Genomic DNA, 22,045 nt, shown 5'->3' with positions numbered 1-22,045 from the left:
TCGGCCTGGTGGCGTGCCGGCGGCCCCTCCCTGGGCGTCGGGGAGACTGGGCCGATGGTCGAGGTCGTCGTCGGGTTCGCGGCCGGGCTGCTCATCGCCGTCCTCACCACGCCGGTCGGCGTCTCCGGCGCCATCTTCCTGCTGCCCGTCCAGCTCAGCGTGCTGGCCGTGCCCAACCCGGCGGTCACCCCGACGAACCTGCTGTTCAACGTCGTCTCCGGCCCGGGCGCTCTGCTCCGGTACGGCCGCCGCGGGGCGCTCACCGGTCCGCTGACCCGGCTCATGCTCGCCGGCACCCTGCCCGGCGTGGTCGTCGGTGCGGTTCTCCGGGTGTACGCCGTCCCCGGCCCGCGCGCCTTCCGGATCATCGTGGCCGCGTTGCTGCTTCCGCTGGGGGCGTGGCTCTGTGCCCGTACGGTCAAACCCGCACGATCGACCCGCTCGAAGCCGGCGCCCTCCCCGCGAAGCGTGACCGGCCTGTCCCTGGCGGTCGGGGTGGTCGGCGGCATCTACGGCATCGGCGGCGGCTCGATCCTCGGGCCGATCCTGGTCGGCCGTGGCATGCCGGTCGCGGTGGTCGCGCCCGCCGCGCTCGCCTCGACGTTCGTCACCTCCGTCGCGGGTGCCGGCGCCTACGCCGTGCTCGCGCTGGGTGAAGGCGGCGAGATCGCGCCGCACTGGGTGGTCGGGCTGTCGTGCGGCCTCGGCGGCCTGATCGGCGGCTACCTCGGTGCCCACCTGCAGCCCCGGATGCCGGAGAAAGGTCTGCGGTTGCTGCTCGGCGGCATGGCGATCGCCGTGGCCGGGCTGTATGTCGCCCTCACGATCGCAAATTAGGATGGTCGCGTGCAGACCCGGGCCGGAACCCCACGACCGATCACCCGCTACGGCAACCCCGTGCTCCACCGCCGCTGCGCGGACGTGACGGTGTTCGACGAGACGTTGCAGCAGCTCATCGCGGACATGTTCGCCAGCATGGCGGCGGCGGACGGGGTCGGCCTCGCCGCCAACCAGATCGGCGTCGACGCCCGCGTCTTCGTGGTCGACTGCCCCGACGACACGGATACGAACGTCGTGGCGCACGTGGTCAACCCGGTGCTGCACCTCCCGGACAACCGCGGCCTCGACGTGGACAGCGAAGGCTGCCTCTCGGTCCCCGGGGTCCGCGCCGACATCGGCCGCCCGGCAACGGCGTCCGTCACGGGCGTCGACATGCACGGCGACCCGATCCGCATCGACGGCACGGGCCTGCTGGCACGCTGCCTGCAGCACGAGACCGACCACCTGGATGGGCTGCTGTACGTCGACAAGCTGCCCGCCAAACAGCGGAAGAAGCTGCTGGCCCAGAGCGCTGAGGCGCCGGGGGTCGGGGTGGCCGAGTAGGCAGCGGTTCGCTGCTGCTGCCCCGGCTCACCACCTGCCTCCGGACCGTCGTCTTCCTGGCGGTCCTTCGCCTGGTGGCCCTCCGCCTCGCGGCCGCTCTTTGCCTGACGGCCGTTGGCTACCGCTCTTTGCGTGGCTGCCGCTCCTTGTCTGGCGGCCGTGGCTGCTGCCCTTCGCCTGGTGGCCCACCTTCGGCGGGTTCGGCCGGCCGACCGGCGCCTCCACCGGTTCCGTCCGGTGGTCGCGTCGTGCCGACCCGCGCATCGGTCGTGCGAACGAGGGCGACCTGGCGCGCTGACCAGGGTTTACATCGTGCTGATCGGGGCGTCGGCAAGCCCCGACCGGCGGGCCCCGCATCGGTAGTTCGGCGCCCGACGATGATCGCCGGTACGGATGGACAACAACCGCGCCGGTCGATACTCTTTCCCTCGACGCCGTTGCGAGTTCTTCCCCCGTGGAATTCGCAGCGGCGCTCTTATTTTCCGGATCGGCCGGACTCGGGTGCTCGGCCTTCCCGGGCCTGCACCGTTCTCCTCGACCGCAGCGCTCCCCAGGTCTCACGCTGGTGAAGCCGTGCCTGCTCGTCAGGCGGCGTTGATCGGAATCCGGGTGTAGCCGCGGATCGCCAGGCTGTCCCGCCGCTCCGGTTCGCCGGCGAACGCCAGCTCCGGGAAGTGGTTGGCCAACGCCGGCAACGCGATCTGCGCCTCGAGCCGGGCCAGCGGCGCTCCCACGCAGTAGTGGATGCCCCCGCCGAACGACAGCGGCGCGTTGTCGGAGCGGGTCAGGTCCAGCCGGTCCGGGTCCGGGAACCGTTCCGGATCGCGGTTGCCCGCCCCGATGTACGCCACGAGGCGCTCGCCGCCGGAGACCCGTACGCCGGCGATCTCGAGGTCGTCCCAGGCCACCCGGCTGAGCAGTTGCACCGGGCTGTCGTACCGGAGAAGCTCCTCGACCGCGGTGGCCGCAAGCCCGGCGTCCTTGCGCAGCAGCGCGAGCTGATCGGGGTTGCGCAGCAGCGCGACCAGACCGTTGCCGAGCAGGTTCGTCGTGGTCTCGAACCCGGCGGCGAAGAGCAGCCCGGCCATCGTGAGCAGCTCGTCGTCGGTGAGCTTGTCGCCGTCCTCCTCGGCCGCGACCAGCGCGCTGATCAGATCGTCGGCCGGCTTGCGACGCCGCTCGGCGGCCAGCCCGCTCAGATACTCGCGAATCGTCGCGGCCGCCGGGTCGGCCGTGGCGAGCACCTCCGGCGTGACGATCTCCAGCACCTGCGTCCAGTCGCGGACCAGGTGCTGGAACTGGGCGCGGTCCGGCTCCGGAACGCCCAGCAGCTCGCCGATGACATTGACGGGCAGCGGAAACGCGAACCCCTCGATGAAATCGACCTCGCCGCTCATCCGTACGAGCAGGTCACCGACCATCTCGGCGATCCGCGGCCGCAGCGCCTGCACCCGCCGCGCGGTGAAGGACGAACTGATCAGGCGGCGCAGGCGCGTGTGATCCGGCGGGTTCATCGTGAGAATGCTGGTGAACAGCTGCCGCAGCGCCGGGTGCTCCTGCCACCCCGGGCTGACGAACTCGATCATGTGCGAGGGCATGTGCCCCAGCCGTGAATCGCGGGTCACCGCAACGCAATCGGCATGCCGGGTGACAACCAGCGCACCGTCGTCGGCGCGGACCAGCGGAGAAATCTCCCGCAACCGGCGATATCGAGGGTACGGATCCTCGCGCCCCTCCATCCGCGTCAACTCGTCGAGCAGCGTCGATACCTCAGCACTCTCCACGATGTCCGTCATGGCGTCGATCCTACCGGCGGGTTGAGCGACGTACGTCCATGGTTTACGCTCGGCCGAAGTGTTATCAATCTGAGTTTACGGTCGTTCGCGACGTCCAGCATCGGGGGATGTGCAGCCGTACGGTTGCTCATGGACGTCGATGCAGCGGCCGCTTTCGTAGGTACGATCCGCATGCCTGGTAGGTGGGATGCGGCTGGTCCGTCGCTCGGTTGACTGACCGTTGAGCTGGTTGGTCGTCCGGGTGCTCGGGTCGTTCGGTTGCTGCGATTGGTTCGGTGCTGGGGTTGCCCGGCGAGGGTGGCTCGGGTGCTGAGCAGCTGAGCTGCTTGGCTTGTCCGTGGGTTGGTTGGTTGGTTGTCGGCCGGCTGGCTGGCTGTTGCTCGGTTTTTCGCTGTTCGGTTGGCAGCTTGCTTGGCTGGCTGTTGCTCGGTTGTTCCGCTGTTCGGTTGGCAGCTGCTCGGCTGCTTTGGCTGGTGGTTGCTGCGCTGCTCGGTTGGCGGGTTTCTCTGGTTGCCGGTTCGCCCGGTTGCCGGTTGTGAGCTCTGCCGGGTTGCCGGGTTGCCGGTTGCGGGGTCGCCCGTTGCTGGTTTGCCCGGTTACCTGTGGCTTCGTCGCGTGGTTGCTCGGTCGCTGATCGTTTGCTCGGCGGTTGTGTGATCCGCACCGAACCGCCGGCGCTCGTGGCCCTGGACGGGCCGCGGACCGGAGCCTGGCCGCCCCGACAGCGGCAAAGGGGCCTACAAGTCGCACCACGGCACGTGGTCCCGGCGAGGAGGGGAAAGGCATGCCCCGCGAGTTCTCCATCGCCGACAAGCTCGACCGCCTCTTCAAACAGGTGCGGCCCCCCGGGCAGGGGGAGTTCAGCTACATGGCCGTGGCCGAAGCCATCCGAGCCGACCAGGGCATTCAGATCTCGCACACGTACATCTGGCAGCTCCGTACGGGCCGCCGCGACAACCCGACGATCCAGCACCTGAAGGGCCTGGCGACGTTCTTCGGCGTACCGGTCGCCTACTTCCTCGACGACGGTGAAGCCCGGAAGATCGACGATCAGCTGGCCCTGCTGCGTACGCTGAGAGACGCCCAGGTCACGGAGATCGCGCTGCGGGCGGCGGATGTGTCCCCGAGCAGCAGGAACACGATCGGCGAGCTCGTACGCAAGGTCTGGGAGTTGGAACGCGACCGGGCCAAAGGGGACGACTGAACGGGTGTCGGCCGGGTTGGTCGCGAACGCGGGTCGGCCGGGTTGGTCCCGGACGCGCGTCGGCCGAGTTGATCCTGAGCGGGCGGTGGCTGAGTTCATCGTTAGCGGGCGGTGGCCGAGTTGATCGTGTGCGGGCGGTGGCCGGGCTGATCCTTGGCGAGCGCTGGCTCGGGGCGGTCCCGGGGGCGTCACGCCACCACCGTGGTCCACGATGGGCACTCGCCTGGGCGTCCGGTGTTGAGTCGTCCGTGTGCCTGCGCTGTCTGCGCGCCTGCCTTGTCCGCGTACTTGCCTTGTCCGCGCGCCTGCCTTGTCCGCGCGCCTGCCTTGTCCGCGTACTTGCCTTCGTCCGTGCACCTGCCTGGGTCCGTGGACCTGCCTTTCCGTGCCTGCCTCGCCTGCCCTCTCCGCGCGCCTGCGTGGTCTGGCTGCCTTGTCCGCGGGCGGCGTGGTGCGGCGCCTGCTCGAACCGCTTATGGGCGATATGGCCGTTAGCTCACTCGGGCAGTGGAATGGAGACCGGCGAAGGCCTTGGGCTCGTCGCGAAGATGGGCAGCGCTGACCGCGCTCAGCCAGGCGATCTCGTCGGCCAGCTCACCGCCCACGTCTGTCCAGCGCCGATCCGTAAGTTTCGTCGGACGCTCTCCTGCGGCGCTCTCGCCGATCGCGCCCGCTCCATCGGCATCGCTCCTCGTGCCTGCCATAGTTCTCGCGCTCGCTGTGCTCGCCAGGCTCGCCGTGCCCGCCGTGCCCGCCGTGCCCGCTGTGCTCGCTGTGCTCGCTGTGCCCGCTGTGCCCGCTGTGCCCGCTGTGCCCGCTGTGCTCGCCGTGCTTGCCGCGCCTGCCGCGGTGGTCGCGCTCGTTGTGGGTGGCGTGTCTGCCGCGCTCGCTGTGCTCGCTTCGCCGGCTGTGGTTGCCGCGTGGTGCCGGTCCAGGGCGATCGCAATTCCGCATGCTTCCACGAGCGCGGGCGTTGCGCGGTCGCCGAGGAAAGCGCGGGCTTCGTCGAAGGTGTTGTGGGGGAGATAGTCGCGCAGTGCCAGCAAGCCGTCGCGAATCTCGATGATCCGTCGGTAGAGCCGTAACTGGACGTCTTCGACGCCGGCGAGTTCGACGAGCGCACGCCGACGCGAGAAGAGGATGACTTCCGGGAACGTCCGGCGCATCGTTCGCCACAGTGGAGCGAGAGCCCGGTGCGAGCGGTAGGCGCGTACCAGCGAACGAAGCTTGCTGCCCGCCGGCACGGCCGCGCCGATCACCGCCAGGATCGTGCCGATGGCGCGGACGGCGTTGGCGACCGGCTCGATCGTGTCGACCCTCATCGTGATGCCGCACGCGTGCAGGATCACCAGAACGGTCTTGAGAATCGCGTACAGGGCGACCATGAGGAGCCCGGTGGTGATGGCATGCAGCCCTTGCCGCAGCAGGCCCGGCGGCGCAGACCGGCGTACGCGCCAGAACAGCCTGCTCGCGATCACCAGAACGGCGCCCAGATATCCGTTCAGCACCACCCAGTACGCCGCTGCCGACGGCGCAATGGCCGTACTCAGAAGCTTGGTGCCCTTGGTGGTGATCCCGCCCGGCGCGACGATGCAAAGAATCAGCAGCGCTGCAACGACTCCACCTGCCAGTAGTGCCTGGTGACGAGCAGCGCGCGGCCGCGCCGAGTAGTACGCCGTGAGCAGAGAGATGAAGCGCAGCAGGAAGAAGGCCGCCGCGACGCCGAGGAAGTGGGGAATCACCTGCGGCTCGGCGACGAAATCGGCCAGGAATCCGTTGACTCCAGGGGTGGCGACGGTCTTGGTCACGGCCAGCGTGAGAAGCATCGCCCACATCGCCCGCTGCTGAGCGTCTCGCCACAGAGTGGGAAGGCGGATCAGGACGGAGCCCCAGAGCAGTACGAGGACCACTCCGGTCAACGCGCCGTTCAAGAGCGGAACTTCAACACGTCGGCGACCCGGTTGAGGGTCCCGCCAGGCAGATCCGACGGGGCCACCGGCTCGGCGGCCCGCGCGCGGATCAGAGAGGCCAGCATCTCGGCCTCCCGCTCCTGCGAGGTCGTGTAGCTGACCCGGCCAAGCACGGTGCGCACCGTACGCGGATCCAGGTCGGGCACCAGTCGCGCGAGTGCGCCACCGTTCACGTCGAGTTGGGTCGTGTGGCCACTCAGCATGTGGGCGAGCTCGTGCAACACGATGTGCTCGGCGTGCAGCCGTGACGTGTCGGGGTCGTAGAAGACGTAGTCCGCGCTGGGCACCGAGATCCACAGCCCGCACGGAGCCCCGGCGCTCAGCCCGGGTGTCGGCTGGAGCGTCAGAGGCCGGCCGCGGCGGGCGGCGACGACCGCACAGAATGTGTCCAAATCGAACGGTTGCGGTATGGGCATGCCTTGAAGGAGAAGTTCGCAGCGCTTGCGCAGCCGACTCACCCGATCCCCCCGGTCTCGGTCTATCGGTTCGCAAGGCTACCCCGATCTGTCATCACGCCGACCGGGCATTTCGGTGCTAACGCTAGGAACTTGCCAATCGGGCTGCAATTCGTGAGGGGTGGGTTTTTCCTGCCACGGCGGCCCGCCGTGGTGGACTATTGGCTGTCCTTGCTCCAACGGGGCCGAGGCGTAGTGCGTGGTGGGCCGTCCCCAGCCCGAAGGTGCCGTGGCGTGGTGGGTCGCTGGTTTTCCTGGATCCCCGGTTGCTGTGGCATGGCGGGTAGCTGGCCTTTCCCGGCTCGGAGAACCCGAGCCTGGGTCGATGGCTGGTTCTCCAACCGGCAGGGCCGTGGTGTGGCGGGTCGCCTCTCTGGTTGGCGGTCCCGAGGCGCGATGAGCCGGAGCGGTTGACCCTGAGCCAGTGGGCAGCCGTACCTCAAAGCGGCACCCGGCCTCGGTGTTGTGCGCGTGTACGTGACCGCCGTGCGCCTCCACCAACCCGCGGACGATGGCCAGCCCCAGCCCGCCGCCCGTTGCCTCTTCCTGAGGGCGCGGGGTGCGGGCCCGCTCACCGCGGAATGCCACGTCGAATACCCGTGGAAGGTCGGCTTCGGGGATCCCGCCGCAGGTGTCGGAGACTGACAGCCAGATCTCACCGTGCCCGGCGCCCGCTGCGATTTCCACGGTCCCGTCGCGGGGCGTGTAGCGGACACTGTTCACCAGCAGATTCGAGATGACGCGCGTCAATTCCGGTTCACTGGCGGTGGCTGTCGGCCAGGAGGAGTCCCGCGTGACAATGCGGACCCCTCGTTGCGCGGCGAGGGGAGTGGTGGTGGCGATCGCGTCGGACACGATGTCGCGCAACGCGACGCTCGCCATCTTCAATTGCAACGCGCCGGCGTTGATACGGCTCAGCTCGAACAGATCGTCGACGAGCTGGCTCATCCGGTCAGTCTCGGTACGGATCCGCCGGTGATACTCGGCCACTGTCGCGGGATCGCTGACCACATTGTCTTCGAGAGCCTCGGCCATGGCGCGGAGGCCGGCCAGTGGCGTTCGGAGGTCATGGGAGACCCAAGCGACCAGCTCCCGTCGGCTCGCCTCCATCTGCCGCTCTCGCTCCCGCGCCTGGACGGACCAGACGGACGCAGCGGCGAGCCGACGGCCGAAGGTGGCGCCGACAGTGAGGCTGACCGTGGCGGAAGCGATCACCGTCGTGAGGACGACCTGCAGGTCGTGTGCCGAGAGGAACATCGCCTGCGCGACCGCGGCAACTCCCGCGACCACGGACGCGACTGTGATCGTGAGCATCACGCAGATGTGCATGATGATCGAACGGTGGCGCAGGAGCCGCAGCGAGATCTCGCCGATGAGGCCGACGACCGCACCGGCCGCCAGCGCGTACAGCCCGATGAGCAGAAGATCACGCATGGCCGGTCACCCGCTCGTACCGGTATCCCGCGCCGTACGAGGTCAGGATGCGCTTGGGTGAACCGTCCTCGGGCTGGATCTTGGCGCGTAGCCGCGCCATGGCGGTGGTGACCGTTCCGGTCTCGCCGACCGACCACCCCCACACCTTCTCCAAGAGCTGCTGGTGGCTCCAGGTGCGCCCCGGATGCGCCATGAGGAACGCGAGCAGATCGAAGTCGCCCTTGGTGAGCTTGACCGGCGCGCCTCCGATCGTGGCGACGCGTCGGGAGGTGTCGACGATCAGATCTCCGTCCACGAGCACAGGATGGGGCTTGTCCGTCTGGGCCGCCCGCCGCAGGATCGACCGGATCCGCAGCGTCAGCTCGCGTGGAGAGAACGGCTTGGTGACGTAGTCATCCGCGCCGACCTCAAGGCCGGCGACTCGGTCGGGCTCCTCACCCAGGGCCGTGAGCATCAGAACGGGCAGCTCAGGCGCATCCCGGCGTAGCCGTCGGCACACTTCCAGGCCGTCAATGCCGGGCATCATCAGGTCGAGCACAACAAGATCGGGCATTTCGGCCGAGGCGGCCGCCAACGCGGCCTCGCCGTTCCCGACCAGCCGCACACGGCAGCCGTCCTGCTCCAAATAGCGCCGGACGACATCGCTGACGGTCGGATCGTCGTCCACGACCAGCACGTGGTGAGTCACGACAGCGACGCTACCCATCGAAGGCCCCGGGAGGGGACTTCTGGCTTCTTACGGTGTTCTGACGAATTCGACCAAGGCGCCGGATGAGCACGGTCACCAGCGTGACGGCCCAGATGGATGCCAGTACCAGGGAGAGGCCGAGCCCGTACCGCAGGGGTAGAGCGGATGGGTTGTCGGCGCTCCGCCCGTACCCGAGCACGAACGGCAGAGCGACGACCGTCACCGAAACGCTGATGATGGCGGCGGCGCGACCAAGGCGACCGGTTCGGGTCACGAGGGCGCCCGCGGCGATGACCAGGGGCATGAAAAGGCCGTCATGGCCCGCGACCATCACGACCAGGAACAACAAGACGCCGCCCAGCTTGAGTCCGGGTTCTGTCGTGGCTCCGAAGACGGCATAACCCATGAGCATGCCGCCGGCCACAATCAGCACGCGTCTGGTGGTGCCCATGCCGGCAGCGGTTCGCAGTCCGTTTTCCTGTTGGTCCTTCCGCAGAAAGCGAAGCCCGTGAGAGCTCGCGATGGTCGAACCAACTTCCGCGTGGCGTTCGCTTTCTGCGTGATGTCGGCTAGTCCGCGAGTGGGGCACTGTTTGCCGGCCGCCGTCGTCCGGTACACCGCCTCGGTCGGCCGTCATATGTGCCGCCTGAAGGTGATGCGCCCGACCCACTTGGTCTGCAGGACACCCGGCCTGTTCGGAGCGATAAGCCGCGCCGGGTACCCGTGATCCAGGTGTAACGGTTCGCCGTTGAGCCCTAGTGCAATCAGCGTCCAGTCATCCCGGAGGTGGGTGGGCGCCACGGTCGAGACGCGGTACCGGCCGCTCTGCTCCAAAGACTCAACCTCGGCCGACGCTTCACTGGGATCGATGCCGACCATCCTGGCCAGATCGCCGAGCCGCACGCCGCTCCATGTGCCGCTCGCACTCCAACCCTCGACGCAAGCGATCGGCAGCACCACTGTGTGCTGCGCCAACGAGGCAAGCTCGGCGAGCGACAGCGAGAGCTCGTCGTCCGGCCCCCTGACCACGAGTCTGTAGGCAGGATTCGAGGCAATGTCCCGCACCCCGGCGCCGGCTGCGGTCTTGTTGACCGGCAGGCGCTGAGGTCCGACGGCGGGACGCCGAGGCGCCAGGACAGAGACTTGGCTCAACGGAACCACGGTCTGACCGACGGTCGCCAGTGTGATTACTCCGGCTGCGGCGCCGACCGTACCGAACAGCTCTCGCCGGCTGATGCCTCCCGACTCTTTGTTGGCGCCCCGGCGAGCGAGACTGTCCCTGACAGCGGGCAGCTTGACGCCTATGTGGACCAGCAATGCGCCGACGGCAAGCCACGCTCCCCAGTAGTGCCCGGTAGTGAAGAAGAACGGAAGCGCTCCGTACCAGCGAGAGATGTTGAGCAACCCGCCGACGACCTGGAACAGGGCCGCCGCAACGAGCGCCGCGATGCTTGCGCGTTCGAGAGCGTGGCCTACGGAGCGCACCGCCGGACGCTCGAAGAGCCTCGGGTAGACGGACCAGAGCTTGGCTCCCAGCAGGGGTATGCACGCCAGACCGGTCGCCACATGAAGCCCCTGGGTGAAGCGATAGAGGCCTGCGGGTCGCGACGGCCACCAGAACCATGCCGGAGGATGTTGGATGAGGTGGCTGGTGAGTCCGGTAACGAAACAGACGGCAAACCCGACCCCCAATGCAATGCCTAGCTGGCTCGTCAGCCGGGTCGACCGCAGCTCGGAATGGAACGACTCTGGGCTCACGAGGTCAGGAAGTCTCAGATCCTTTCCAAGGACGCGAACCATCGCCCCGCCTCCTGCCAGGTGTCGACCGGATGCAGGGCGGCCGGCCCCGCAAAGGTGGCGAGGTCGTCCGCGGCCACCTCCGCCCAGCGGAAAGCTGCGGCTGGTCGCTCACCGGCCCCCCGTACGGTTGCGCGTCCGGCCCAGCTCCGCCCGCCGGGAGAGGACAACTCGACGTGGATTCGCCCGGCCCTGCCGATGAGCTCCCGGCATCGGCGAAGAAGTGCGGAGGGATCACCGCCGATGCCGATATTGCCGTCGGCGAGCAGGACGTGATGCCAGCGACCATGCCCCGGAACGGGCGTGAAGACATTCCTCCGCAGCGCAGCCGCACCTCGCCGGCGCGCGATGCTGACTGCCATCGGGCTGATATCGATACCGAGAGCCCCGTGCCCGTGCGCGCTGACCGCGACGGTGAGACGACCGGGGCCGCATCCGACGTCGAGAGTGGGTCCGGAGCAGCGGCGGATCAAACTCTCGTCGCCGGAGATATGGTCGCGATACCACTCTGCTGCGTCGATCATGCGCTCTCTGCCGAAGGCGTCCTGGAGGATGAGCTCGGCCCCGCGGCTCTCTTCGGCGGCTCGCAGCGCCTCGTCATAAACGCTCAGAACCTCAGCACTCATGGCGCATCGCCTCTACGGCAGCTCTGAAGCGGCTCTCTGGATGGCAGAGCGTGGCGACGGATCGGGCGTCGGCGACGGTGTCGACATCGCGGAGAACACGAAGAAGTCGAACCCGGAGTCCGCGATCGCGAAGCGCGGTGAGGGTCAGCTGGCCCGTGTGGTCGGTGGACGTCGGGATTGTGCGCAGAACGTCGGCGTTCGATCGGTCCCGTAGCCCCAGCGCCCACCAACCACCGTCCTCCGCCAGACCAAGCGTGGCGTCGGCCTCGGCGTAGTCGCCCGCGTCTTCGAGCATGTCGGCGGTGACCTGCGGAGTGTCCATCCCGATCAACACGGCCGAGTCGCCGCCGGCATCCGAGAAAGCCCCGGCGAGCCGATCGCTGAGCGGTCCGCCGCGTTGCGGCAGCTTCTGCCAGCCCGGCGGAGCTGGGTACGAGCCGTCAACAACGAGCGTGCGTGACGCCGCGGGGGCACAGCCGACGGTGACCAGGGTGTCGGAGAGCGCAGCGGCCGCAACCGTCGCTGCCTGCTCATAGGTCCACGGCGGGCAGAGCCGCGTCTTCACCCGGCCCGGAACGGGTGCCTTGGCGAGAACGAGGAACTGGGTCATCGAGCCAGCACCGCCCGCATGTCACGGATCGCCCGGGCGGTGCCTCGAACAGTGCCGGTCACCTTTGAGCGGGTACCTTGGGCGCGCGGGTGATACGGCACGTCAAGCTCGAGAACTCGCCACCGGGCACGGCCCACGGCGATCAACAACTCGAGCGGGTAGCCGAAACGACGGTCCTTCAGGTTCAACGCGAGAAGATCCGCCCGCCGTGCCGCTCTGATCGGCCCGATGTCGTGTACGTCCAACCCGGTCGTCTGCCGTACGCGGCGGGCCAGGACTGCATTTCCTACGCGAGCATGAAGAGGCCATGCCCGCCGGGAAGTCGGGCGGCGCCGTCCGACGACGAGGTCAGCCGTGCCCTGACGCACCGGATCGGTCAGCCGGGAAAGCTCGCCGGGGTCGAAGGATCCGTCGGCATCGAGTACGCACACCAGGCCGTCGTCCGGATCCGCCGCGATCAACCCGGCGTGCACCGCGGCGCCATACCCGGACTGCGATACGGAGATCACACGAGCGCCGTGAGCTCGCGCTACGTCAGCGGAGCCGTCGGTGGAGCCGTTGTCGGCGACGATCGGGTGAAACCCCGGAGGCATGCGGGTGAGCACCCACGGCAGGGCGGGCGCCTCGTTCAGGCAAGGCAGCACGACATCGGTCATGGACGGGAACGTATCGCCGGACCTGGCCCGGAAACCCTTACAAAGTAACGACGGATCCCGCATTCTTACGAAGTTCTGACGGCTGGGCCGAGCTGTTCTCATCAGTCCCCGACCGGGCCTATCTTCGGCGTCGTGACCCATGTGCTCGTGACCGGCGGCGCCGGATTTATCGGATCTCATGTGACGGCCGCACTCCTGGCGGCCGGGCACCCCGTGTCTGTCGTGGACAACGGTCATCCCGCGGCGCATCGGACGGCTCTTCCGCCCTCTGTGGCAGACGCCCCCGTCAACGTCGTCGATCTGCGCGACCGTGATGCGGTCCGGCGAAGCCTCCGCGGCGTCGACGCCGTCGTGCACCAGGCAGCCATGGTCGGGATGGGGGTCGACCTCGACGATCTTCCCGACTACGTCAGCAACAACGACCTCGGGACGGCGGTGCTGCTTGCCGAGATGGCTCACGCCGGTATTGGCAGGATGGTTCTGGCGAGCTCCATGGTGGTTTACGGCGAGGGTGCGTACGAGTGCCGGGATCATGGGCCACAACGTCCGCAGCCGAGAGCGGTGGCCGACCTGGTCGCCGGGCGGTTCGAGCCGTCCTGCCCTCTGTGTGACGCCCGCCTGACGTCGGTACTGGTGGCAGAGGAGGCGCCCCTGGACCCGCGGAGTGTCTATGCCGCGACCAAGCTTGCACAGGAGCATCTCGCAGCGGTTTGGGCACGGCAGACCGGCGGCTCCGTGGTCGCGCTGCGCTACCACAACGTCTACGGGCCGGGGATGCCGCGGGATACGCCGTACAGCGGAGTTGCGGCGATATTCCGGTCCGCGCTGGAAGCCGGTCGGTCACCTCGAGTCTTCGAGGACGGCGGCCAGGGCCGGGACTTCGTCCACGTCAGTGATGTGGCGCGAGCGAACGTCTTGGCCCTGTCCGCCGACAGGGAAGGTTTCGCGCCGTACAACGTCGCCTCGGGGAGACCCGCGACAGTCTTGGACATGGCTGCAGCCTTGGCCGGCACGATGGGAGGACCGCAGCCCGTTGTCACCGGCGAGTTCCGGCTCGGAGACGTGCGGCACGTCGTGGCCTCACCACGACGCGCGGAGGCCGAGCTCGGTTTCCGGGCTGAGATCGATCTGGCCACGGGCATGGCTGACTTCGCTCGTGCAGCGCTGCGCTGATGATCACCATCGCCGCCGTTCGGAGCCGTCGATCGGAACATCGAAAGGTTGATGCGGCTGAGCCGAGCCGTCGCTTGGTCGACCGGAGAGACGCTGCAGCCGCGATCGTTGCGGTGACTCTCGTGGCCTTGGCCGCCGTGATCGGCGGGCTCCTGTACCTCAACGGTCGGCCGGTGCAGGCAAGCGCGGCGCCGTTCTATGCTCACTGGCTGCCGCATGTGGGACCCGGAACTCCGCTGGTCGTTGCCGTTGCGGCGCTCGTCGTGTGGCGAGGCTTCACGGTCGCGGAGCGGCTGTCCTGGCGCGCTCTCGTCGGCACAGCCTACGTCGCGGCCGTCGTATGGACTTTGAGCTTGGCCCTGGTCGACGGGTGGCAACGCGGGGTGGCCGGCAGATTGACGACGGCGCCGGAGTACCTGCACGAAGTCCCCGGGGTCACGGACGTATCGCAGATGCTCGGAGGCTTCACCGGCCGTATCCTCGCCTTTCAGCCCGACTCTTGGACGACGCACGTGGCCGGCCATCCGCCTGGCGCGTTTCTGATCTTCGTCTGGTTGGAGCGGTTGGGTCTCGGTGGCGGGGCTTGGGCAGCCGTTGTTTGTGTCCTTATCGGTTCTCTGGCGGCGGTTGCGGTGCCGGAGACCGTACGGCTCCTCAGTGCTTCCGGCGAGGCAGCGGCTCGAGCCGTCGTGCCGTTCGCAGTCGTCTTTCCCGGTGCGGTCTGGGTCGGCGTGTCAGCGGATGGAATGTTCGCCGGTGTCACGGCCGTTGGCGTCATGCTTTTGGCCCGCAAGCGTGCGATGGCGGCAGTGGCTGGGGGAGCGCTGGTCACTTTCGGCGCCTACCTGTCCTACGGGTTGGTGCTGCTCGCGCCGCTTGTCCTCGTCGCCACGCTGGCGGGGAGGAAGGCGCGATCGCAACCCGCGGCCGGCGGCCAGAATGCGGCCCGGAGGAATTCGGCCCGTGCAGGCGCGGCCCAGGCAGGGGGAACCTGGGCAGATATCGCTCGGGCAGGCGGGGCTCGGGCAGGCGGGGCACGGGCAGACACGGCCCGGGCAAACGGGGTCGCGCGGAGGACTGCAGGAGGCGTCGCCGCGTCCCGCCGAGGATCCAGCACAGCCGCGATTACCACCGTAGTAGGCGGCGCTCTGGCAGGCGGCGTGGCGGTTGTGGCGGCCTTCTCCATGGCGGGATTCTGGTGGCTGGACGGGTACCACCTCGTTGTCGAGCGCTACTACCAGGGGCTGGCCAGCATCCGCCCGTACGGCTACTGGGTCTGGGCCAATGTCGCGGCTCTCGTGGCGTGTGCGGGGCCCACGGCTGCAGTGATCCTCCGAAGGGCCGTAGCGTATGTGTCTCTGGACGCGACACGGCTATTACCGCTCGCCGCCGCTGCGGCGATCCTCGCAGCCGACCTGTCCGGGCTCAGTAAGGCGGAGACCGAGCGGATCTGGTTACCGTTCGCGGTCTGGTTCGCCGCCGGTGCGGCGCTGCTGCCCGTGCCGGGCCGGCGCACCTGGCTCGCGGTTCAGGCGGGAACGGCTCTCCTGGTCAACCACCTCTTGCTGACGAGTTGGTGATGCAGAGTGCTGAACGGCGGGACGATTTATAGGGCCCTGAGACTCGTGTGGATGTCGATCCGGCGTGGTGGATCAGGCGAGCTTGATGCGTACCCGGCGGTTTTGGCGACCTTTGCTCTCCACCTTGACGACCTGGATGCGGCCCACCTGCGCCGTGGAAGCGACGTGCGTACCCCCGTCGGCCTGGACGTCGAGGCCGACGATGTCCACGACGCGGATCTCGGGGTTGTCCAGCGGAGGCAGCGCGTCCTGCGTGCGGACCAGGTCCGATCGCGAGCGCCTCCTCGCGGGGCAGGACGCGGGCGACGATCTTCCGGTCGGCCGCGACCTCGGCATTCACCGCGTCCTCGAGGGCCCGTTTGAAGCCCGGCGGCACCTCGGGCAGGTTGAAATCCATGCGGGCCTCGCCCGGCTGCATGTTGCCGCCGGTGACCAGGGCACCGAAGTCGCGGAACACCGCACCGCAGAGGATGTGCAGGCCGGAGTGGGTGCGCATGAGCGTGCTGCGGCGTACGTCGTCGATGGCTCCGCGGATGCTCGTGCCGGTCCGTGGCACGGGGTCGCCCGGTGCTGGGATGAGGTACAGATCGTCGGCCTTGCGGGTGTCGACGATGCGGGTCTGCACCCCTTCCCAGAGGAGCACGCCGTGGTCGGGTGGCTGGCCGCCGCCACCCGGGTAGAACGCCGACCGGTCGAGCACGATGCCGGCCTCCGGGTCGGCGGGGTCCGACCATACGACCGTGCAGTCCCATTCGCGGATGGTCGGGTCCACCCAGTCGAGGCGGTGAGTGTGTCCGTGTTGCTCGAACGCCATGGAGGGAGCCTAGACCGATAACCCACGCAATCAGCTTCTCTGCGCCCCGGGCGCGTGTACTACGAGCGCGGTAGTCGAGGTGGCTGCCGTACCGCATCGAGCGGTGCTGGGCGTGCCTGCGGTACCGCGTGAAGACGACGCGGTACGAGCGGGTCGGCGCGTACGTTGACCCACGTGGCGCTGAGCGGAGTTTCGGCAGGTCGGACGCGGCGGTGCGATGCGTCGGCCGTCCTTCGTTCCACCGCGCTTCGAGCCATAGCCGGAGGCGGCGAACGGAGCAACAGCCCCGACCTGTTGGGCGCGGCGCACCGGGAAGCGTTCGGAGCGGGAGCCGGCGAAGCCTCGCGAGCAGCGGACCGAGGTGCGTCCGGGGCAGCGGACGCGAGTGCGTCCGGGGCAGCGGGCGGAAGTGCGTCCGGGGCAGCGGGCGGAAGTGCGTCCGGGGCAGCGGGCGGAAGTGCGTCCAGTGCAGCGGGCGGGGGTGCGTCCGCAGCGGCAGGTCTGATGCGTCGAAAGGCCAGCAACAACGCCGCCGCGGCTTTGCAGCCGCCGGAGCCGAACCCGGAGGTCAACGGAACCGGCGCTGTCGGGCGAGAGGTGCCGGCGCCATGACGTCCTCTGCTGCGCTCGCTGTCGTGCTCTGCCTTGCGTCTGCGATGGCGTACGCGGGGGCCGCCGTGCTGCAAGAGCGGGTGGCGCATCAGCCGATCGGTGCTCTGGTCCGGGCGCCGCTGTGGTGGGTGGCGATCGGGCTGAACGGAGCGGGTGCTGCGCTGCACGTCGTGGCTCTGCGGTACGGCGCCCTGTCGCTGGTGCAGCCGTTCGGGGTGTTGACGTTGGTGCTCGCCGTACCGTTCGGGGCGGTCGTCGTTCGGCGTGCGGTGACGCGGGTTGAGTGGCACGGCATGGCGGTCGTTGTTTGTGGCCTTGGCGGCATTCTCGTGTTCATGGGCGCCGCCGGCGGTATTGGCGTCTTGGGCGCCGGGCAGCTGGTCGGTCTGCTGCTGGTGACGGCCGTCGTCCTGACCACCCTGGGCGGCTGGAGCGCCGTGCCCGGCGCGTCGGGGCTGTGGGCGGCGGGTGCCGGGGGAGTGGCGTTCGGGGTCTCGTCCGCGCTCACCCAGACCGTTGCCGTGCACGTCGGCGACGCGGGGCTCGGTGCGCTGTCGCGGCCGACCGTTGCGCTCGCCGCTGTCGCCGTTGCGGTGTTGTCCGGCGCGGGGCTGCTGTTCACTCAACGCTCGTACCGTGACGGGCTGGCGGCGCCGCTCGCCGTGAGTGCCCTGGCGAATCCGGTGGCGGCCGCCTTGATCGGTCTTGTTCTGCTGGGGGAGCGGGTGGCCGGCGGTTCCGTCGGTGTGGCGATCGTCGGCTTCAGTGCCCTGGCCGCGGGGATCGGGGTCGGTCTGCTCGCCCAGGCGCAGGTCGCTCGGGACAATCGACCGCTGGTGCCCGTCGAACAGCCCTGCCCGACCTGACCAGCGGAGCTTGCCTGAGGGAGTCTTCGCCGCGTGCCGCGTGCCGCGTGCCGCGTGCCGCGTGCTGCGTGCTGCGTGCTGCGTTCGGCAGCGGTTGCGGGAACGGGCGGGCGAAGACCGGGGGACGGCGTGGCTCTTTGGAGCGCAAGGGATGAGAGACACAAGAATCGTTGCTTCAGGAGCGCAACGGCGGGCCGCCGACAGTTCTAGGCTTTCCGTGTGGCCAAGTACTTCGACGTGCACCCCGGCAACCCGCAACCGCGGGCGATCTCTCAGGTCGTGGGACTCCTGAAGGATGATGCGCTGATCGCGTACCCGACGGACTCCTGTTATGCGCTCGGGTGCCGGATCGGAAATGCGTCCGGGCTCGACCGGATCCGCGAGATCAGGCGGTTGGGCAGCGGCCACCACTTCACGCTGGTGTGCCGGGATTTCGCCCAGCTCGGGCAGCTCGTACAAATCAACAATGCGGTGTTCCGCGCGGTCAAGGCCGCGACGCCTGGCAGTTACACCTTCATTCTGCCCGCGACGCGGGAGGTTCCGCGCCGGCTGCTGCATCCCAAGAAGAAAACCGTCGGGGTGCGCATTCCCGAGAACGTCGTGACCCAGGCGATTCTCGCCGAGCTCGGGGAGCCGTTGCTGTCGAGCACGCTGTTGCTGCCCGGCGAGGAGGAGCCGCTGACCGAGGGCTGGGAGATCAAGGAGCGGCTCGATCACGTGGTCGACGCCGTGATCGATTCGGGGGAGTGCGGCACCGTGCCGACGACCGTCGTGGACCTGTCCGGGGGTACGCCGGAGATCTTGCGAGAAGGGGCCGGCGATCCGTCTCGGTTCCTCTGACGACAGCCTCTTTTCCCAGCTCAGAGGCCTGTGGATAACCGGTCGGCCGGGCTCGCCGACTGCGCTACGATTCGATTCCGCAAGGCGCTGACGAGGAACGAGTAACGCCGTACGCAGCCGGAGAGCGACCGGGGATGGTGGGAGCCCGGCGGTGTGCGCGGCGCGAAGATCATCCTCTGAGCCGGGCGACCCGAATGAGCGGGCCATGGTTTCTTCGTGGCCAAGGGAGGGTGGTACCGCGGGGCCACGGCCTCGTCCCTCCGACGGTGTGAAGCCGGCGGAGGCGACCGTGTCTGCCGGCAGGTGAGCCGGCGGAAGCAGCGATGCGATTTCCGGCGGTGACAGTGCCGGCGGGGGCGATGCAGCCTTCCGGTGGCGAGACTCGACGGAGGAAGGCCGATGTACCGTTCCGTACCCGCGCAGGTCGATCTGCCCGCGCTCGACCATGAGGTGCTGCACTTCTGGCGCGCCAACAGCATCTTCGCGCGCAGCCTCGAGCAGACCTCCGGGGGACCGGACTGGGTCTTCTACGAGGGGCCGCCCACCGCGAACGGCATGCCCGGCACCCACCACATCGAGGGCCGCGTCTTCAAGGACGTGTTTCCGCGGTACAAGACGATGAAGGGCTTCCACGTCGAGCGGAAGGCCGGGTGGGATTGTCACGGCCTGCCCGTCGAGCTTGCCGTGGAGAAGGAGCTCGGCTTCACCGGTAAGCAGGACATCGAGGCGTACGGCGTCGCCGAGTTCAACGCGAAATGCCGCGAGTCCGTCACCCGGCACACCGATGCTTTCGCGGCGTTGACCGAGCGCATGGGTTACTGGGTCGACATGGACGATGCGTACCGGACGATGGATCCCGGCTACATCGAGTCCGTGTGGTGGTCGCTCAAGCAGATCTTCAACAAGAACCTGCTGGTCGAGGATTTCCGGGTGGCGCCGTGGTGCCCTCGGGACCAGACGGCGTTGTCCGATCACGAGCTGGCCCAGGGGTACGAGCAGGATGTCGACCCTTCCGTCTACGTGCGGTTTCCCCTGACCTCGGGGCCGTTCGCCGGCGCCTCGCTGCTCGTGTGGACGACGACCCCGTGGACGCTGGTCTCCAACACCGCGGTCGCGGTTCACCCCGATGTCACGTACGTGGTGGCCACCGATGGCGCCGAGCGGGTGGTGGTCGCCGAGCCGCTGGTGGAGCAGGTGCTCGAGGGGTGGACGCGTACGGGCGAGAGCGTCACCGGCAAGGAGATGGAGCGGTGGGCGTACCGCCGGCCCTTCGATCTTGTCGACGTGCCCGATGCGCACATCGTGATCCTGGCGACCTACGTCACCACCGACAGCGGGACCGGTCTGGTGCATCAGGCGCCCGCGTTCGGCGCGGACGACCTGGCCAGCTGCCGGGCCTACGGGCTGCCGATGGTCAACCCGGTGCGGCCCGACGGCACGTTCGCGGCGGACGTACCCCTGGTCGGGGGGACGTTCTTCAAGGCCGCCGACGCTGTGCTGGTCACGGACCTGCAGGCCCGCGGCCTGCTGTTCCGGGAGGAACAGTACGAGCACAGCTATCCGCACTGCTGGCGCTGTCACATGCCGCTGATCTACTACGCGCAGCCGTCCTGGTATGTGCGCACCACCGCGATCCGCGACCAGCTGCTCGAGGAGAACGAGCGCACCACCTGGCAGCCCGAGACGATCAAGCACGGCCGGTACGGCGACTGGCTGACCAACAACGTGGACTGGGCGCTGTCCCGTTCGCGGTACTGGGGTACGCCGCTGCCCATCTGGCGCTGCGCCGACGACCACCAGACCTGCATCGGTTCGCTCGCCGAGCTCAGCGAGAAGACCGGACGGGATCTGAGCGATCTCGATCCGCACCGGCCGTTCATCGACGAGGTCACCTTCGACTGTGGGTGCGGGCAGACCGCGACCCGGGTCCCGGACGTCATCGATGCCTGGTACGACTCCGGGTCGATGCCGTTCGCGCAGTTCGGCTACCCGTTCAAGAACAAGGAGCTCTTCGAGCGCAGCTATCCCGCACAGTTCATCTCCGAGGGGATCGACCAGACCCGCGGCTGGTTCTACACGCTGATGGCGATCGGCACGCTGGTGTTCGGCCGGTCCGCGTACGAGACCGTGGTCTGCCTCGGGCTCATCCTGGCCGAGGACGGCCGCAAGATGTCCAAGCACTTCGGCAACATCCTCGAGCCGATGCCGCTGCTCGATCGGCACGGCGCCGACGCGGTGCGGTGGTTCATGGCCGCGGTGGGTTCGCCCTGGTCGTCGCGGCGGGTCGGGCACACCGCGCTGCAGGAGGTGGTGCGCAAGATCCTCCTGACGTACTGGAACACGGCCGCCTTCCAGGCGCTGTACGGGCGTACCGCCGGGTGGACGCCGTCGGATGCGGACCCGGCGCCGGTCGACCGGCCGGTTCTCGACCGCTGGGTGCTTTCCGAACTGAACGCGCTGGTGCGCGCGGTGGACGCGGCGATGGAGGTGTTCGACACGCAGGAGGCTGGGCGGCTGCTCGCGGCTTTCGTCGACGACCTGTCCAACTGGTACGTGCGCCGCAGCCGCAGACGGTTCTGGCGTGGCGATCCGGCCGCGCTCGCCACCCTGCACGAGGCGTTGTCCACGGTGACGCTGCTGCTCGCCCCGATCGTCCCGTTCGTCACGGAGCGGGTGTGGCAGGACCTCGTGGTGCCCGTGACGCCGACCGCCGCGCCGTCGGTGCACCTCGCGGCGTACCCGACGGTGGACGAGTCCCTGATCGATCCGCGCCTGGCCGGGCAGATGGCGCTGGTCCGGCGGCTCGTCGAGCTGGGCCGTGCGGCCCGTGCCGAATCGGGCGTGAAAACCCGTCAGCCGCTCGCCCGGGCGCTGGCCTCGGCGCAGGGTTTCGCCGAACTAGACCCTGACCTGCTGGCGGAGGTCGCGTCCGAGCTGAACGTGGGGATGGTGCTCAGCGTCGCGGCGGCGGGCGGGTCGCTGGTGGACACCGCGGCGAAGGCCAACTTCCGGCCGCTGGGGAAGCGGTTCGGCAAGCGCGTCCAGGACGTGGCCCGCGCGATCGCGGCGGCAGACGCCGCCGCGCTCAAACACGACCTCGCCACGGGTACGGCCACGGTCACGGTCGCGGGGGAGCCGGTCGAGCTGGCCCCTGACGAAGTGATCATCACCGAGACGCCGCGCGAAGGCTGGGCCGTCGCGTCCGAGGCGGGCGCGACGGTGGCCCTCGACCTGCACCTGACACCCGAGCTGCGCCGCGCCGGCCTGGCGCGTGAGGCGATCCGGCTGATCCAGGAGGCGCGCAAGACGAGCGGCCTGGAGGTGTCCGATCGGATCGCGCTCCGGTACGCCGCCACGGACCCGGACACCGCTGCGGCTCTGGAGGAGCATCGCGGCCTGGTTACCGAGGAGGTGCTCGCCTCCGACTTCGGCGAAGCTTCCGCGGCCGAGGGCGACGACGCGTGGGGTAAGCCGTTCGCCGATGAGGGGATCGGGTTGACGTTCCGGCTGCGGAAGGTCTGACGTGCGCGGGCGGCTGGGT

18 protein-coding genes and 1 pseudogene are annotated in these 22,045 nt (G+C 68.9%); 8 read left to right on the top strand and 11 right to left on the bottom strand.

Going from position 1 to position 22,045, the window contains the following annotated elements; translation table 11 throughout:
* The first annotated feature begins 54 nt into the window (after positions 1-54).
* The gene (locus COUCH_RS36325; RefSeq protein WP_249609652.1) at positions 55-837 is read left to right on the top strand and encodes a sulfite exporter TauE/SafE family protein; all 783 of its coding nucleotides are present in this window, start codon (positions 55-57) and stop codon (positions 835-837) included.
* Between the two features lie 9 nt (positions 838-846).
* Positions 847-1,383: a peptide deformylase gene (def, locus tag COUCH_RS36320; RefSeq protein WP_249609651.1), complete on the top strand. Its 537-nt coding sequence runs from the start codon at positions 847-849 to the stop codon at positions 1,381-1,383.
* Between the two features lie 584 nt (positions 1,384-1,967).
* Here the strand turns inward: def and COUCH_RS36315 are convergent.
* A complete protein-coding gene (locus COUCH_RS36315; protein ID WP_249609650.1) occupies positions 1,968-3,179 on the bottom strand; it encodes a cytochrome P450 in 1,212 nt (403 codons plus the stop codon).
* A 784-nt stretch (positions 3,180-3,963) separates the two neighbouring features.
* Between COUCH_RS36315 and COUCH_RS36310 the strand changes: the two genes are divergently transcribed.
* On the top strand, positions 3,964-4,383 hold the full coding sequence (locus COUCH_RS36310; RefSeq protein ID WP_199515109.1) for a helix-turn-helix domain-containing protein: 420 nt from the start codon (positions 3,964-3,966) through the stop codon (positions 4,381-4,383).
* A 491-nt stretch (positions 4,384-4,874) separates the two neighbouring features.
* Here COUCH_RS36310 and COUCH_RS36305 read toward each other — a convergent pair whose 3' ends face one another.
* From COUCH_RS36305 to COUCH_RS36265, 9 genes and pseudogenes are all read right to left on the bottom strand, one after another.
* A complete protein-coding gene (locus COUCH_RS36305; RefSeq protein WP_346016016.1) occupies positions 4,875-6,293 on the bottom strand; it encodes an MAB_1171c family putative transporter in 1,419 nt (472 codons plus the stop codon).
* Positions 6,294-6,310: 17 nt separating this feature from the next.
* Entirely contained in the window at positions 6,311-6,811 is a 501-nt protein-coding gene (locus COUCH_RS36300) for a hypothetical protein (RefSeq protein ID WP_249609648.1), read from the bottom strand.
* 384 nt (positions 6,812-7,195) lie between these two features.
* Positions 7,196-8,242: pseudogene (locus tag COUCH_RS36295) on the bottom strand (sensor histidine kinase); the annotation flags it as partial.
* The gene (locus COUCH_RS36290; protein ID WP_249609647.1) at positions 8,235-8,930 is read right to left on the bottom strand and encodes a response regulator transcription factor; all 696 of its coding nucleotides are present in this window, start codon (positions 8,928-8,930) and stop codon (positions 8,235-8,237) included. The pseudogene COUCH_RS36295 and the gene COUCH_RS36290, both read right to left, overlap by 8 nt.
* A 10-nt stretch (positions 8,931-8,940) precedes the next feature.
* Positions 8,941-9,381 carry a hypothetical protein gene (locus COUCH_RS36285; protein WP_249609646.1) on the bottom strand — a complete coding sequence of 147 codons (441 nt, stop codon included), beginning with the start codon at positions 9,379-9,381 and terminating at the stop codon, positions 8,941-8,943.
* Positions 9,382-9,563: 182 nt separating this feature from the next.
* Positions 9,564-10,688 carry a molybdopterin-dependent oxidoreductase gene (locus COUCH_RS36280; RefSeq protein ID WP_249609645.1) on the bottom strand — a complete coding sequence of 375 codons (1,125 nt, stop codon included), beginning with the start codon at positions 10,686-10,688 and terminating at the stop codon, positions 9,564-9,566.
* A gap of 14 nt (positions 10,689-10,702) precedes the next feature.
* Positions 10,703-11,353, bottom strand: coding sequence for a methyltransferase domain-containing protein (locus tag COUCH_RS36275; protein WP_249609644.1), 651 nt, complete (start codon positions 11,351-11,353; stop codon positions 10,703-10,705).
* Complete coding sequence (locus COUCH_RS36270) at positions 11,343-11,963, bottom strand: TIGR04282 family arsenosugar biosynthesis glycosyltransferase (RefSeq protein WP_249609643.1); 621 nt, start codon at positions 11,961-11,963, stop codon at positions 11,343-11,345. The genes COUCH_RS36275 and COUCH_RS36270 overlap by 11 nt, the downstream gene beginning before the upstream one ends.
* Complete coding sequence (locus tag COUCH_RS36265) at positions 11,960-12,619, bottom strand: glycosyltransferase family 2 protein (protein ID WP_249609642.1); 660 nt, start codon at positions 12,617-12,619, stop codon at positions 11,960-11,962. Before COUCH_RS36265 ends, COUCH_RS36270 begins: the two co-directional genes overlap by 4 nt.
* 132 nt (positions 12,620-12,751) lie before the next feature.
* On the opposite strand from COUCH_RS36265, the gene COUCH_RS36260 reads away from it, so the two are divergent.
* Together COUCH_RS36260 and COUCH_RS36255 are read left to right on the top strand one after the other, a co-directional pair.
* Positions 12,752-13,792 (top strand): NAD-dependent epimerase/dehydratase family protein, encoded by a 1,041-nt coding sequence (locus COUCH_RS36260; protein ID WP_249609641.1) that lies wholly within the window; start codon positions 12,752-12,754, stop codon positions 13,790-13,792.
* Positions 13,792-15,372 (top strand): hypothetical protein, encoded by a 1,581-nt coding sequence (locus COUCH_RS36255; RefSeq protein ID WP_249609640.1) that lies wholly within the window; start codon positions 13,792-13,794, stop codon positions 15,370-15,372. The genes COUCH_RS36260 and COUCH_RS36255 overlap by 1 nt, the downstream gene beginning before the upstream one ends.
* Here the strand turns inward: COUCH_RS36255 and COUCH_RS39290 are convergent.
* Positions 15,344-16,186, bottom strand: a complete 843-nt coding sequence (locus tag COUCH_RS39290; RefSeq protein ID WP_430640854.1) for an alanyl-tRNA editing protein — start codon at positions 16,184-16,186, stop codon at positions 15,344-15,346. The genes COUCH_RS36255 and COUCH_RS39290 overlap by 29 nt on opposite strands.
* 608 nt (positions 16,187-16,794) lie before the next feature.
* Between COUCH_RS39290 and COUCH_RS36240 the strand changes: the two genes are divergently transcribed.
* From COUCH_RS36240 to ileS, 3 genes are all read left to right on the top strand, one after another.
* Positions 16,795-17,664, top strand: coding sequence for a hypothetical protein (locus COUCH_RS36240; RefSeq protein ID WP_249609639.1), 870 nt, complete (start codon positions 16,795-16,797; stop codon positions 17,662-17,664).
* Between the two features lie 219 nt (positions 17,665-17,883).
* Positions 17,884-18,504 carry an L-threonylcarbamoyladenylate synthase gene (locus COUCH_RS36235; protein WP_249609638.1) on the top strand — a complete coding sequence of 207 codons (621 nt, stop codon included), beginning with the start codon at positions 17,884-17,886 and terminating at the stop codon, positions 18,502-18,504.
* A 399-nt stretch (positions 18,505-18,903) separates the two neighbouring features.
* A complete protein-coding gene (gene ileS, locus COUCH_RS36230; protein ID WP_249609637.1) occupies positions 18,904-22,026 on the top strand; it encodes an isoleucine--tRNA ligase in 3,123 nt (1,040 codons plus the stop codon).
* The last annotated feature ends 19 nt before the right edge of the window (positions 22,027-22,045 follow it).

Origin of the sequence: Couchioplanes caeruleus (assembly GCF_023499255.1) — a bacterium.
GTDB classification, from domain to species: domain Bacteria; phylum Actinomycetota; class Actinomycetes; order Mycobacteriales; family Micromonosporaceae; genus Actinoplanes; species Actinoplanes caeruleus_A.
This window is presented reverse-complemented; position numbering and strand designations above follow the sequence as displayed.

Coding starts and splice junctions, on each gene's coding strand:
- ileS (WP_249609637.1), top strand. CDS start 18,904: ATGTACCGTTCCGTACCCGCGCAGGTCGATCTGCCCGCGCTCGACCAT.
- COUCH_RS36240 (WP_249609639.1), top strand. CDS start 16,795: ATGACGTCCTCTGCTGCGCTCGCTGTCGTGCTCTGCCTTGCGTCTGCG.
- COUCH_RS36275 (WP_249609644.1), bottom strand. CDS start 11,353: ATGAGTGCTGAGGTTCTGAGCGTTTATGACGAGGCGCTGCGAGCCGCC.
- COUCH_RS36325 (WP_249609652.1), top strand. CDS start 55: ATGGTCGAGGTCGTCGTCGGGTTCGCGGCCGGGCTGCTCATCGCCGTC.
- COUCH_RS36265 (WP_249609642.1), bottom strand. CDS start 12,619: ATGACCGATGTCGTGCTGCCTTGCCTGAACGAGGCGCCCGCCCTGCCG.
- COUCH_RS39290 (WP_430640854.1), bottom strand. CDS start 16,186: ATGGCGTTCGAGCAACACGGACACACTCACCGCCTCGACTGGGTGGAC.
- COUCH_RS36315 (WP_249609650.1), bottom strand. CDS start 3,179: ATGACGGACATCGTGGAGAGTGCTGAGGTATCGACGCTGCTCGACGAG.
- COUCH_RS36255 (WP_249609640.1), top strand. CDS start 13,792: ATGATCACCATCGCCGCCGTTCGGAGCCGTCGATCGGAACATCGAAAG.
- COUCH_RS36270 (WP_249609643.1), bottom strand. CDS start 11,963: ATGACCCAGTTCCTCGTTCTCGCCAAGGCACCCGTTCCGGGCCGGGTG.
- COUCH_RS36310 (WP_199515109.1), top strand. CDS start 3,964: ATGCCCCGCGAGTTCTCCATCGCCGACAAGCTCGACCGCCTCTTCAAA.
- COUCH_RS36285 (WP_249609646.1), bottom strand. CDS start 9,381: ATGGGCACCACCAGACGCGTGCTGATTGTGGCCGGCGGCATGCTCATG.